The sequence below is a fragment of the Marseilla massiliensis genome (assembly GCF_016899955.1).
Classification (GTDB): domain Bacteria; phylum Bacteroidota; class Bacteroidia; order Bacteroidales; family Bacteroidaceae; genus Prevotella; species Prevotella intestinigallinarum.
In genome coordinates this window covers 1-13913 of record NZ_JACJJL010000043.1, presented here as the reverse complement: position 1 = coordinate 13913, position 13913 = coordinate 1, and the positions used below count along the sequence as shown (strand labels likewise).

Below are 13913 nucleotides of genomic sequence, written 5' to 3'. Positions count from 1 at the left end.
CCAATTCCCATTTTTAACGGGACAGTAGTGATTTAATAAAAATGAATAAAAAAGTAAGAAATACAAATATAGAAGTCTTGCGCCTAGTCTTGATGATGGCTATATTTTGCTGGCATATCTTGGTTCACGGCTATGGGTTCAAGAATATCGGGGGGGGGGGTAGTATGGAAGGAATAACTGATGAGACAGGTATTGTCTTGTCCGCTTTGTTCGCTCCGGCTACTTACTGCTTCATGTTTATATCAGGCTATTATGGCATAAGGTTTTCAGTCAAGAAAGGTATATCGATGGAAATATGGTTGATTATCATTTCTTTGATGACGTGTCTTGCTGGTGGATTCTTGTTCGACTCTTTCTCATTAAGGGGACTTTTGACAGTTTGTTTTCCTATAAGCACATTGCGTTGGTGGTTCATGACATCCTATATGCTCATATTTTTATTGTTGCCAATACTAAACAAAGGTATTGAGAGCCTTACGAAGAATGGATTTCTTGTGATTGTTGTCGCATTGATAGTATATCAAACCATATCGTTTCTTCGATTTCAAGAGAATGGTGGTTCGAATTTCTTGGGATTATTGTCGGTTTTTCTGATGGGTCGATATTGTAAAATCTACAAGATTGAGTTCAACAAACATAGGGCATTGGTGTTATTTGTCTGTTGTTTTCTGTTGCTTGTAGGACTGATGTTGTTATGTGACCATTATTGTAAGAAGATAGTGTTCATTCTACTTAACTATAATACACCGTTAATCACGATGATGGCTGTCGCTTTGTTCTATTATGTGAAAGGGCTAAAACCTCGATATTCTTCCAAACTAAATGAACTTTTGAAACCTGTACTTTTCATTTATCTGGTAACTGACGGATTGTTTGTTCCCTTTTATGAGTGGCTTGTAACAGTTATTGATTATAATATATGTTTGGGAATATTGGTTTATGTATTGACCATTGTTGGCAGTTTACTGATTGGACATGTTGTTATCAGATTTGTAGATAAGGTATTAGACAATGTAAATATTCAAAAAATAGAAGATTATGTTAGACAATAAAATAAAGGTAGGTTTTATCGGGTGGTATTCGCCAGAAGACAAGAAGGCTCTGAGCGGAACGCCACATAAGATGAGCGATCTGTTGAAATCTATAGGTTGCGAAGTGGCTTGGATAAAGATGGAGAAATCCAAGAAATATTTCTTGTATCAGAAAATGATGGGAGTGATAGGCAAGATAAGTCACAAGTGTTTGGATTGTACCCATTCCGTGATTGGTGCCATGCTCCAGTCTAAAACTATAAATATGAGTGCCGTTCAGCAGTGCGATGTTTTGTTTGCTCCTTTCTGTAGTGAAGCTCTGTATTCTTTAAGAACGGACAAACCAATCATTTATCTTTCTGATGCCACATTCAACATCATGGTCGATTATTATTTTAAAGGTTTGTCTGCTTATGCCATCAAGCAAGGTAATAAAGTGGAGCAACGGGCGATGGATCGTTCTAAAGCGTTCATCGTTTCTTCTCAATGGGCAGCAAATTCTGCGATAAACGATTATCACCAGAATCCTTCGAAAGTTCATATAGTTGAGTTTGGTGCCAACTTGGATGATAAGGATATCATTGAGAAAACCTTTGATTTTAATGGTCATCTGCACATATTGTTTTTGGGTGTAGATTGGAAGCGTAAGGGTGGTCAAATAGCAGTAGATGCCTGCAAATGGCTTAATGAGAATGGTATTCCAGCCACTTTACATATCGTAGGCATAAAGGATTTGGATGAGTCTGTCAAGACTCTGCCATATATAGATTATGTTGGATTTCTTAATAAGAACATGCCCGAACAGTATAATCGTCTCGTAAAAGTAATCAAACAATGTCAATGCATGCTGTTGCCTACATTGCAGGAGGCAGCCGGCATTGCGTTTTGTGAAAGCAGTGCGTATGGGTTGCCAAGTTTTTCACATCTTACCGGTGGAACTGGTAATTATATCTATAATGGTAAAAATGGCTATCTATTACCATTAGGATCTACTGGTGCGGATTTTGGTGCTAAGATTAAGGCGTGTCTTGAAAGTGGTGAGTTGGAGAGAATGTCTGTGACTGCACGTGATGTGTATCGGGAAAAGCTTAATTGGAATGTTTGGTCTCAAAAGGTAGAAGTAATTATTAGAAATATATTAGAAGAAAAGAATGGCAGAAACAAATAACAAACGCGTTGCAAAGAATACTTTGTTCCTTTATTTCCGCATGATTCTCATCATGCTTGTCACTCTCTATACATCGAGAGTTGTTCTCGCACAGTTGGGAATCAAAGATTATGGTATCTATAATGTTGTTGGAGGAGTAGTAACTATGTTTGCTTTCCTCAACAATTGTATGACCACATCAACACAGCGATTCCTAACTTTTGAATTGGGTAAGGGTGATACGACAAAACTGAAGAATGTATTTGCAGCATCATTGAATATTCATATAGCAATTGCTTTAACCATTGTCGTTTTAGCAGAGTCTATTGGATTGTGGTTCGTCAATTATAAGTTAGTGATACCTGCTGATCGTTTGGTTGCTGCAAATTGGGTGTTTCAATTCGCAATTCTTTCTTTCTGTGTAAATATCATACAGGTTCCTTATAATGCTGTGATTATTGCGCATGAAAAGATGAGTGTCTATGCCTACATCAGTATTATTGAGGTCATGTTGAAACTGGGTATCGTATATTTACTCAGTGTTAGTCCGTTTGACAAATTGATAGCTTATGCAGTTTTGATATTTGCTGTGCAGCTTTTGATTCGTGCGATTTATCAGATATATTGTCGAAGAAATTATCCAGAAAGTAAGTTTCGCTTATTCTGGGATAAAAGTCTTTATCAGCAGATGTCTGGTTTTGCAGGATGGAATCTTTTTGGAAGTATCGCCTGGTTATTGAGAGATCAGGGTTTGAACATCGTTTTAAACCTCTTCTTTGGTCCAGTTATTAATGCGGCACGTGGAGTTGCTGCACAGGTATCTAGTGCAGTCATGAACTTTATATCAAACTTCCAGATGGCTCTGAATCCACAAATAACCAAAAATTATGCCAATGGCAAGCTTGAAGAAATGGAGAAATTGACATATCTAGGTATCAAGTTTTCTTATATGATACTCTTCTTCATGGCGTTTCCGTTATCTCTGAATATAGATTATGTGCTGCATCTATGGTTGGTTGAGGTGCCTAATTATACAGCGTTGTTTATCATTTTGATTCTTGTTGATTCTTTAGTAGGTAATCTGTTCGGGACTCCATTGATGACTTCATTGTCAGCTACAGGAAAGATTCGAAATTATCAAATTGTTGTAAGTGCCATTATCTTATGCATTGTACCAGTTGGTTATGTAGTTCTACGTTTAGGTTGTGATGCTCCATCCGTGTTCTATATTACAATAGTGTTTACAGCAATATCCGGATTCGTTCGTTTCCTCTATTGTCGCAAACAGATTGGATATTCATTAAGGGCAATGTTGAGGAATGTCCTTCTTCCTGTATTCGGTATGACAGCCGTAGCCCTGCCTTTGCCTATAATTATAAAGCTAGAGTATTTTAAAACGGATACTTGGTTGAGTTTTATCCTACTAAGCCTCGTTGCTGTTGTCATGACATTTGTAGCATCATGGTTCGTAGGATTAAAAGCAAATGAGAGGAATATGTTAGTAACTATGGTAAAAAATAAAATGCATAGATGATGAAAGTGATATGTGATTATAAAGACTGCACAGGATGTGGCTTATGTGCGGCAAGATGCCCTAAGCATTGCATTGAAATGAAACCTGGCTTCCTTGGGCATTTGTATCCTGTGATAGATCAAGAAAAATGTATCAATTGTAAGTTATGCCAAAAGGGGTGTCCTTCTTTGCAATATATTGACTGCTCTTACCCAAAGAAAGCTTATGCGGCATGGGCCAAGGACGCTCAAGATTATGTAACAAGTACTTCCGGTGGTGCGGCATCTGTATTGTCCCAGTATATTGTATCTTTAGGAGGTGTAGTATATGGATGTTCGGTTCTTCCCAATATTCAGATTTCACATATTCGGGTTGATAAGATGGAGGATTTGCATTTGCTAAAGGGCTCGAAATATGTGCAAAGCCAGATAGAATATATTATACCACAGTTACGTAAAGATGTTAAACAGGGTCTTCCGGTGTTGTTTATAGGAACTCCATGTCAAGTTGCTGCTATCAAGCAGTTGTATAGAACAATGCCGGATAACCTATATTTGGTTGACATTATTTGCCATGGTACTCCTTCCAACCAATTCTTGAAGGATTATATTCAAAGGAATTTAAAGATTGATGCAGCCAGAGTGACTAATGTAAAGTTCAGGCTACCTAATGAATATAGCCTTTGTGTCTTTGAGCAGAATAAACTTCTCTATAAGTCGGATAATCTTTGGACACATCGTTATGAAGATTTATATATGGATACATTTATTGATGGTTGTACATTTCGTTATAGTTGTAGCTCCTGCCATTATGCCAAATCTAATCGTATATCAGATATAACGATAGGTGATTTCTGGGGATTAGGCAAAGAGGTTTCAGATAAGGATATTCCAGAGCATAAGAATGGCGTATCTTGTGTGCTGCCTATTACGGATAAGGGTATGCTGTTAGTAAATGCAATTCGTCATAGCTTGAATCTCTATGAGCGTCCTGTAACGGAAGCAATTAATGGTAATGATCAATTGAGAGCACCAAAGGCAATAAACAATGAAATAAAACGATTTAGAGCTTTATGTCATTTGTTCTCGATTAAGCGTTCATATCAAATGACCATTTGGAAAATATTATTAAAAAGAAAAATTAAGCAATTATTGAAAAAATGAAAATAGGAATAATAACGTTTCATGCTGCTTTCAATTATGGTTCGATGTTGCAGGCGTATGCCTTGCAGACATTTTTGGAAAGACAGGGACATCAGGTTGAAATTATTAATTTTAGACCAGAAATACAAAAAAAGACATATTCGAAGCCTTTGAAATGGAATAATAAAGGTAACATAATTCTTAGCTTCAAGCGATTATTATTTACTCCGATTGAAGTTTGTAAATTATATAAGAAATGGAATTTATTTAATTCTTTTCTACATAAATATTTGAATCTATCTAAAGAGTATAATTCTATTGATGAATTAATCAAGGATGATATTGGTATAGATTTATTGATAACAGGAAGTGACCAAATTTGGAATACCAATGCTTTTGATTTCAGTGAAGTGTATTTTGGAAATTTCTTAAATTCAGATATTCCAAAAATTGCTTATGCACCATCTATGGGACCGTCTCCGGAAACGCAAGACGTAAAATATCTAAAAAAGCTACTTCAAGGTTATAGGGCTGTATCTGTAAGAGAAGAGCGAACGAAGCAATTTATAGAAGACTATGGTATATTTAAGAATGTCGAAATTGTGCTTGATCCAACCATGCTTCTTGATGGATGCGATTATGATTTGCTCTATGGTAAGGAGCCTCTAATAAAAGAAGATTATATATTCTATTATACACCAGGTGGTGCTCGTCATGAATTCCTGCAAATAGCGGAGAATATCGGAGAAAAGTATAATTTACCTGTTATAGTAGAAAATTCATATACGCCAGGTGATTTGAAAAGATATAAGCATATTAAAGCATATGCGGCTGTCGGACCATCTGAGTTTTTGAACTTGGTGAAAAATTCAAAAGTAGTCTGTGGGGCTTCTTTTCATTTAATGGTATTTGCGGTTCTTTTCAATAAGAAATTCTTTTGTATTAATGGTGATGTTGATAGTAGATTAAATAATCTAATGAAAATAACGGGTAATCAAGATTGTATTATAAGTATACAATCGCCTATAAATATTCAAAAGACAGAAAGTTACCTAGAAGATATTAGAAAACATTCTGAAAATTTTTTAGTTGACTCGATAAATTCTATTAGTTTAAGAAAAGAAAAAAATGATGCAGATTACTAATAATAAAAAGAAAAAATGGGCGGTATTTGGCTTGCTGCTTACTTTTATTTTCTTTTCATCCGATGGATTTAATAAAGTTGGTTGGGATGGAAATTTTGGTAGGCATGTTATGATATTTTTTTATTTGCTGATAATATTAGTCTCGTTTATGCAAAGAAAAAAAAACGTGAACATGTCTATGCCAATGAAAAAGTATATAATAGCTTTAACTGTTATTCCTTTTTTCTGCATGATAACTCGTTTGTATGAAGGTGATATGAGCTATGATACAATTACTCCTTATATGGCATCTACTACTTTTTTAGTGTACTTTATCTTGCATGAATACAATGTTTCTGAAGCTGTTTTGATTAGCAGTATTGTAAAAATCGCTTTAATTATTTTTCTAATTCAGATAGTTCAACAATTTATGCCATCATCAGCCATATTTGGAGTATCTGATCCAAATAGTTATTTTTATAATGGAGAGATGGCAGAGGTGAGAAATGGATTATATCGCTATAGAATTGTTTGCTTTATAGTTTCTTTACTTGCATTATATTATTCATGGCAAAAAATTAATGAGAGGAAAAATCTACGTAATTTGAGCCTTTTTGTTGCATTGGCATGTTCTGTATATTTATATTTGACACGTCAATTAATGTTTGCATCTATTGTTGCCATTGCATGTTCGTTTATTTTTATAAAAAAAGGTAAAGGAAAACTGCTATTGTTTATTTCAGTGGCTATTTTCTTATTTATAATTTACTCATATTCGGATGTTCTGTTTGGAGAACTTTTAACTCAGACAAAAGATGAGAAAACATCAGATAATATTCGAATGTTGTCTTTGGCTTTTTATTGGGATAAAATCGTTAGCAATCCTCTAAGTTTCTTTTTGGGAAATGGCATTCATCCTCAACTTCAATATTGGGGTAGAATGTACTATTTTTGGCCTACCGATATCGGAATATTTGGAGCATGGTTCTTTTATGGTATTTTTGAAATTGTAGTATATGTGTTGTTAGTGTGGAACATTTTGATTCGTAAAGGTACACACATACCTCTTTATCTTAAATTGTTTGTCTTTGGAACATTTATAAATTGTGTCATGATATTTCCATATTTAAAAGCTTATGAATATGTCGTATGGGCACTTATTCTTTACATTTGCGACTTGCATATTATGAATAATAAAAAACTGATAGAATAAAAATATGTATATATCTATTATAATATTGAATTATAATAATTCATATGATACAATAAATTGTATTAAATCTGTATTGAATTATAATACGTATCCAGTTAAGTTTATTGTCGTAGACAACGGATCATCCAATCTCAATGTGATAGAAGAACTTGACTTCTTTTTAAAAGAAACATTTCAAAATGATTATGCTAAATTTGATGAGTTTTCTCCACAGCATTCTCTGATACTTAAAAAGGCGACGTTTCTTGTTTCTAAAAGTAATGATGGTTATGCGGTAGGAAATAATAAAGGATTAAAATTAGCTTATGCCGATTCTTCTATAGACAAAGTACTGATATTGAATAATGATATATTGTTTATCGAAGATTTCCTTCCTGAGCTTACGGAAAGACTGAAAACGTTACCTAATGCTGCAATAGTAAGTCCTCTATTGCTAAAGAAAGACAAAAAGGAAATAGACTACACATGTGCAAGAAAGTCTGTTGGTATTACAGAAATGATTTATCAAAATATTTGTTATACTTTCCGAAAGTCAACAAATGTGGATTTAAACCGTTGTTTTTTATATAAGGAGCCAAAACTTCTTAAAAAGCAAAGTTTGCAGATTGATTTACCTTCGGGGTCTTGTATGCTTTTCTCAAAAAAAATGTTTGAGAAAATTGGAAGTTTTGATCCTGGCACATTCTTGTATTATGAGGAGGATATTTTGTGTCAAAAAATAAAGAAAGAAGGAATGGTGAACTATATCTGTCCTCAGCTCCGTTGTGTTCATCTTGGTGCTGCGTCTACTAAAAAGGTTAAGTTTTCTTATTCTTCTTTCATGAAAAGTAGAGAGAGTCAAAGATATTATGTTCATAATTTTATGAAGCCTAACTTTATCGGTTTAATGATTTATGAACTAACTAGAATTATTTTCAATTTTTCAGTATGGTTACCATTAAAGTTAAAAAATAAAATATAATGAGATGATACCTAAAATAATTCATTATTGTTGGTTTGGCGGTAAGCCAAAGCCACAATCAGTTTTAAAGTATATTGATACTTGGAAAAAGCAATGTCCAGACTATAATATTATGGAATGGAATGAGACTAACTATGATGTCTATAAAAATAAGTATATTAAGGGAGCTTACCAAGAAAAGAAGTGGGCTTTTGTTTCGGATTATTGTCGTATAGATGTATTGTATCAGTATGGAGGCATCTACTTGGATACTGATGTGGAAGTTTTAAAAAGTTTTGATGATTTACTCAATCTTACTGCCTTCGTAGGTATGGAATCCGAAACTCTTGTTGCTACATGCTTGATTGCAAGTGAGAAGAAAGGGGATATGGTAAGGGATTTCCTTGCCTGTTATGATAATTTAGAGTTTGATAGTTTGAATCCCGGTACAAATGTACTTCGTTTGACTTCTATGTTGAAGAAAAAAATTGGGCATGTTGGTTATGATATAAATCATAAAGAATATGTTATCATTTTCCCATTTGAATATTTTGTAGCAAATGATTATGGTACAGGTAAAGTAAAGAAAACTGTTGATACCTATTCCGTACATCATTATACTTCTACTTGGCTTCCATGGTATAGTAGATTTGAAATGAAATTATCCCATTTGTTAGGTGTGCCTAATCGGAATATTTTGACTAGATATGCAAAGAAGTTTGGTATATATCATTAAATTAGAATTATGTTGAAGGTTTCTATTTTAGTTCCTATATATGGAGTGGAACGATATATTGGAAAATGTGCAAAATCACTATTTGAGCAAACTTATTCAGATATAGAATATGTTTTTGTGAATGACTGCACAAAGGATGATAGTATTGGGGTTCTTAATAGAGTGTTGGAAAATTATCCTCAAAGGATGCAACAGGTACGAATAATAAATCACGAGAAGAATATGGGTTTAGGTGCTGCTCGTAGAACGGCAATACTAAATGCTAACGGTGATTACATTTTACATGTTGATAGTGACGACTATATAGCAGAAAACGCTGTTGAAGTTTTGGTTAAGGAAGCTCATGATTCAAAAGCTGATATAGTTGATTGTGCTTTCGCAGAGGTTGCTAATGGTAATGTAATGTCTTCAAATTTGCCTTATCATGGTAAAGCTGAAATTTACAATGGTATAATTCTAAGTAGATTAGGTTTTGTTACTAACCAAATTTGGGGTCGTTTGATAAAAAGGTCTTTGTATAAAGAAAACAACATTATCAATGAAAATGGAATAGATTTAGGAGAAGATTATTCTATTCTACCAAAACTTCTTTATAAAGGCAAGAGAAGTCATATGGATGATATTTTATATTACTACAGAATTGACAATGGTGCTTCTTATATGAATAATTGCTTATCTGTCAAAAATATAGAATCGTGCATAAAAGCCCATTACGATATATATGATTATTTCTTGAAGGAAAATCTTTCTTTATATACTAAATATAGTTTGGAGTTAGGAATGTTAAACTTAATATTATTCTGCCATAAAAACAGATATGAACTTCTAAAGTCCAAACTTTATAAGAATATTGATATTGATTTTTGGGATTTGAAGTTATATGGCAAATTATTAAAGTATAACAGATTACTTTTCTTTAGCTTGGGATTAAAAGTGTTGTTGACAAAGAACTTTTTAAGAAAAGTTAGAAAATATGAATAGGTTGAGATTTATATTATATTGTTTTCTTGCAATAAAATACTTTCCTCATTTGGTATTTTATATGTTAGATAAAAAGAATATAGAGGATGACTTAAAAGCTTTTGATAGAACATTTCAGAAAAGTGTAAATCATCCATGGATTAATATTGTGCATCATTTGGAAAAGTTGCCAGAATTTAGAAATCTATTCTATTTCAGATATCCATTTGCGCACTTCTTAAGATTTTTATATCCAGGTGTAAGTAATTTGGACTTCTTCATGAAATCATCTGAAATAGAAGGAGGTGTTATGATATGGCATGGTTTTTCTACTGTAGTTAATGCCCGTCATATAGGAAAGGACTTTCAGCTATGGCAAAATGTTATTATAGGTAAAAAATCAACACTTCCAATAGATGATAAGCCATGGATAGGTGATAATGTGAAAATATGTGGAGGAGCTATTGTTATAGGTAAGATTATGATAGGTAATAATGTTATCATTGGCGCTGGCGCAGTAGTTACTAAAGATATTCCAGATGATTGTGTTGTTGTGGGAAATCCTGCAAGAATAATAAAAAAGAAAAGTGTATGATTGAAAATAAAACACCTTTTATATCTGTTATTATGCCTGTATATAACGGCGAACGCTTTTTAAGACAGGCAATAGATAGTATATTGAATCAGACTTTAAATGATTTTGAACTTATCATCATCAATGATGGAAGTACTGACTCTACGGAAGATATAATATTATCTTATCATGACAACAAAATTCGATATGTCAAGAATGAGCACAACATGAAGTTGATAAAAACATTGAATAAAGGTTTGATGTTAGCTAAAGGTAAGTTTATTTCTCGAATGGATGCAGATGATATTGCTGATAAATATCTCTTTGAAAGTCAGATAAAAGCTTTTCAAAATGATGATTCTATCGGTATAGTAAATATTTGTACTTACGATTTAGCAGAAAATGGGGATAAGTATAGAAAATCTTCAAAGCCATTATTTTTCCATTCTTCAATTCTTAAATATGTAATAAGTTTTGAGAATCAAATAACCCATCCAGGAATTATGGTAAAGGCCGATTTGATGAAAAAATATGGTTATAAAGATGATGGAACAGTTTGTAATTTCGAAGATTTAGATCTTTGGAACAGAATGCTTTGGGATGGTGTGAAATGCGTTACATTAAGAAAGAGACTTCTATATTATCGAATAAACAGTTCTGGAGTTACACGGAAAGTTGGTTCTTCTCGTAATGATTTAGCAGTTAAGTATTGTTATTCTTTCTTGCAAAATAAATTAGGAATTTCTCAAATAGATACGAATGCATTGTATTTCTTTTATGGTGGTTTTAAAATGCCGTATAAATATATGGATTCGCTGTTGGTTCTTAAGCAGGTTAAGGCAAAGATTAAATCGGATTTCAATGACGAAAAGTATGTAAATGAGTTTCAACGATGGATGACTCTACGTAGTTCTATATTGATTATTCAGCAATTGTTGCTGGGAGTACTTCCTATAAAAATGAAAATTAGACTTTGTGGATTTTCCTTGTTGTGCCTGCCTCATTTTTTTACATTGACATTCTTTAAATATGTAAGATTTAAAATTAATAATCATTGGAAGGATTTTAAGTAAGTTTTTATGAAGATAGTTATTACGCATTTGGATTTTAGTGCATATTTTGTAGATCGTCTTTTGGCTTTTCAGGAATTTTGCAAATGCCGCAAAGACGAATTATATATTATTGAAGTTTTGGGAGAATCTCCGTTATACCCTTTTCTTTCAGTTTCGAAAAGTAAATTGTATAATTTTGAATATCTTTTTCCTGATAATAATTACGATAATATATCTGTAAAATCTATAAATAAGAAATTACAGAAGCGATTAACGGAAATTAATCCTGATGTTATATTTTCAGGACCATTAGCTTTTCCTTCTTCTGCAGCAGCATTGAAATGGGCAAAGAAAAATAATCGTGGTATTGTTTTGTTTGATGACTGCCATAAGGATACTTTTGTTCGTGGTAAGCTAAATACATTTATAAAGAAGTATTTGTATTCTTGTGTTGATGCGTTTTTTTGCCCATCACCTGATTATGAGGATAGTATGCGTTATTGGGGATTTGAGAAAGAACAAATCTTTTATGGGTTAAATGCCGTAAATAATAGTTTTTGGTGGTCTGAATGTGGAAAATATTTAGATAATAATGATGATGCTTATTTTGTGACAGTAGGAAGACAAGTCCCTTTTAAGAATTTAGTTTTCTTTTTGAAGTCTTATTTAGTATATTTGCATAAGGGTGGAAAAACTCCATTGATAATGGTTGGAAATGGACCAGAGCATAATGTTTTAAAAAAAATGGCTGCAAATAATCCAAATATTATATTTGAAGATTTTATGAAACCAGCTGAATTGAAGCAATTGTATCGTAAAACAAAAGCTTTAATAGTTCCAAGTCATAAAACAGAGACATGGGGGTTAGTTGTTAATGAAGCTTTGTGTGCTGGTCGTGTGGTTGCAGTGAGTAATGAAGTTGGTTGTGTAAACACGTTAGTTAGAAGTCATCAAAATGGTTTTGTCTTTGATCCAAATTCAACAGAATCGATAGTTTCTTCTTTATGTCTTATAGATTCCCTTTCCAACAAAGAATTGTCTGATTATGGAAAAATGGGACAAAATATAGTGAACGATTGGGGATTACAGCGTTTTTGTCAAGGATTATATTCGGCTTTGTCCTTTTCTAAGGATCATCACAGAAAAACCTCCATCTTTTCTTCTATTTTGTGTAGATGTTGGAATGGACAGTTACATAAAATGCAACGTGTATAGATTGTATGGACATATTGTTTTTAATGAAGGTCTTCGAGGTAGGAGGCCAGGAGGTAGTTACAGCAACACTCGCTGATACCTTTATAAAGAAAGGCCATCAGGTTGTTATTGCGAGCTTTAAGCAACCCAATGACATGATGGTAAAACGTACTAATCCTGCTGTACGTTTTTATACGATAGGAGACTTCAAGTATTCTAAGGAGAATGTGGATGTTGTTCGAAGAATATTGCAGGAAAATCACATCAATGTGGTTATCAACCAGTGGGGATTGCCATACGTACCATGTAAGGTGTTGAATGAAGCTAAAGAAGGAATGGCTGTTAAGACTATTGCGATTTATCATAATTCTCCTGATACCAACGCTCGTATCAAGGATGTTGAAATTGCACTGTCGGAAACTCATAATCCTTTGAAGAAAGCCATGCTTTATGCTAAGATGTTTGCATTCAAGCAAATCACAAGCAGGAGCATGAAGTATGTATATCAGCATACTGACTTGTATATGGTGCTTTCACCTAGCTTTGTCAAGAAGTTTGAAGAGTTTACTGGAATAACTCATCCTGATCATCTTCAAGTATTGACAAATCCTGTGACCATCGATTCTTCCTCTTATGATTATTTTCTTTCTAAAAAGCAGAAAGAGATTATTTATATGGGTAGAATTGATTATAACCAGAAGCGTGTTTACCGAGTTGTGGATACGTGGGCAAAACTGGAGCCGGTGTTCCCAGATTGGAAGTTGACGATAGTTGGTGATGGTACAGCTCGTAAGGACATAGAGAAACAGGTCAAAGAGTATGGTTTGCAAAGGGTGTCTTTTGAAGGCTTCCAGCAACCTAAGCCATATTATGAGCGTGCTTCAATCTTGATGCTTACATCTGAATACGAAGGTTTTCCTTTAGTGCTAGCAGAATGTATGAGCTTTGGTGTGATTCCTGCCGTATATAACAGCTATTCTGCGGTATGTGATATCATTGATGGTGGCAAGGATGGTATCGTGCTTCCTTATCATGAGAAGGGATATGATGCTAATGAAGCAGCAGGTATGATTGCCAACATCATGAAGGATGAAGGTAAGCGTGAGCAAATGGCTTTGGCTGCCATCAAGAAAAGCAAAGAATATTCCGTAGAGAAGATTTATAGTGAATGGGAGAGAGTGTTTCATTCTCTGCTGCAGTAATAAAAACTCATTAGTGTCCCGTTAAAATCGGGACAAATTAATATTAATCAAACAATCCCGGCAAAAGGGAAGAATTGAGTTCTTT

Annotated in this window: 13 protein-coding genes; all 13 read left to right on the top strand. The window is 33.6% G+C overall.

Going from position 1 to position 13913, the window contains the following annotated elements:
- Positions 1–41 precede the first annotated feature (41 nt).
- The 13 genes from H6B30_RS15215 to H6B30_RS15155 are packed head-to-tail and all read left to right on the top strand — an operon-like array spanning position 42 to position 13828.
- Entirely contained in the window at positions 42–1052 is a 1011-nt protein-coding gene (locus H6B30_RS15215) for an acyltransferase family protein (RefSeq protein WP_205112104.1), read from the top strand.
- Positions 1039–2199 carry a glycosyltransferase family 4 protein gene (locus tag H6B30_RS15210; protein WP_205112102.1) on the top strand — a complete coding sequence of 387 codons (1161 nt, stop codon included), beginning with the start codon at positions 1039–1041 and terminating at the stop codon, positions 2197–2199. The genes H6B30_RS15215 and H6B30_RS15210 overlap by 14 nt, the downstream gene beginning before the upstream one ends.
- The gene (locus H6B30_RS15205; protein ID WP_205112100.1) at positions 2183–3712 is read left to right on the top strand and encodes an MATE family efflux transporter; all 1530 of its coding nucleotides are present in this window, start codon (positions 2183–2185) and stop codon (positions 3710–3712) included. The genes H6B30_RS15210 and H6B30_RS15205 overlap by 17 nt, the downstream gene beginning before the upstream one ends.
- Complete coding sequence (locus tag H6B30_RS15200) at positions 3709–4854, top strand: Coenzyme F420 hydrogenase/dehydrogenase, beta subunit C-terminal domain (protein WP_205112098.1); 1146 nt, start codon at positions 3709–3711, stop codon at positions 4852–4854. Before H6B30_RS15205 ends, H6B30_RS15200 begins: the two co-directional genes overlap by 4 nt.
- Positions 4851–5978: a polysaccharide pyruvyl transferase family protein gene (locus H6B30_RS15195; protein ID WP_205112096.1), complete on the top strand. Its 1128-nt coding sequence runs from the start codon at positions 4851–4853 to the stop codon at positions 5976–5978. The genes H6B30_RS15200 and H6B30_RS15195 overlap by 4 nt, the downstream gene beginning before the upstream one ends.
- Positions 5962–7170, top strand: a complete 1209-nt coding sequence (locus H6B30_RS15190; protein ID WP_205112094.1) for a hypothetical protein — start codon at positions 5962–5964, stop codon at positions 7168–7170. The genes H6B30_RS15195 and H6B30_RS15190 overlap by 17 nt, the downstream gene beginning before the upstream one ends.
- A 4-nt stretch (positions 7171–7174) precedes the next feature.
- The gene (locus H6B30_RS15185; RefSeq protein WP_205112093.1) at positions 7175–8131 is read left to right on the top strand and encodes a glycosyltransferase; all 957 of its coding nucleotides are present in this window, start codon (positions 7175–7177) and stop codon (positions 8129–8131) included.
- Positions 8132–8135: 4 nt separating this feature from the next.
- Positions 8136–8846, top strand: coding sequence for a glycosyltransferase family 32 protein (locus H6B30_RS15180; protein ID WP_205112091.1), 711 nt, complete (start codon positions 8136–8138; stop codon positions 8844–8846).
- 9 nt (positions 8847–8855) lie between these two features.
- Positions 8856–9827, top strand: a complete 972-nt coding sequence (locus H6B30_RS15175) for a glycosyltransferase family 2 protein (RefSeq protein ID WP_205112089.1) — start codon at positions 8856–8858, stop codon at positions 9825–9827.
- Positions 9820–10401 carry a serine acetyltransferase gene (locus H6B30_RS16610; RefSeq protein WP_205112087.1) on the top strand — a complete coding sequence of 194 codons (582 nt, stop codon included), beginning with the start codon at positions 9820–9822 and terminating at the stop codon, positions 10399–10401. The genes H6B30_RS15175 and H6B30_RS16610 overlap by 8 nt, the downstream gene beginning before the upstream one ends.
- Positions 10398–11453 carry a glycosyltransferase family 2 protein gene (locus tag H6B30_RS15165; RefSeq protein ID WP_205112085.1) on the top strand — a complete coding sequence of 352 codons (1056 nt, stop codon included), beginning with the start codon at positions 10398–10400 and terminating at the stop codon, positions 11451–11453. Before H6B30_RS16610 ends, H6B30_RS15165 begins: the two co-directional genes overlap by 4 nt.
- Positions 11454–11459: 6 nt before the next feature.
- Positions 11460–12647, top strand: coding sequence for a glycosyltransferase family 4 protein (locus H6B30_RS15160; RefSeq protein ID WP_205112083.1), 1188 nt, complete (start codon positions 11460–11462; stop codon positions 12645–12647).
- Between the two features lie 5 nt (positions 12648–12652).
- Positions 12653–13828, top strand: a complete 1176-nt coding sequence (locus tag H6B30_RS15155; RefSeq protein WP_205112081.1) for a glycosyltransferase — start codon at positions 12653–12655, stop codon at positions 13826–13828.
- The last annotated feature ends 85 nt before the right edge of the window (positions 13829–13913 follow it).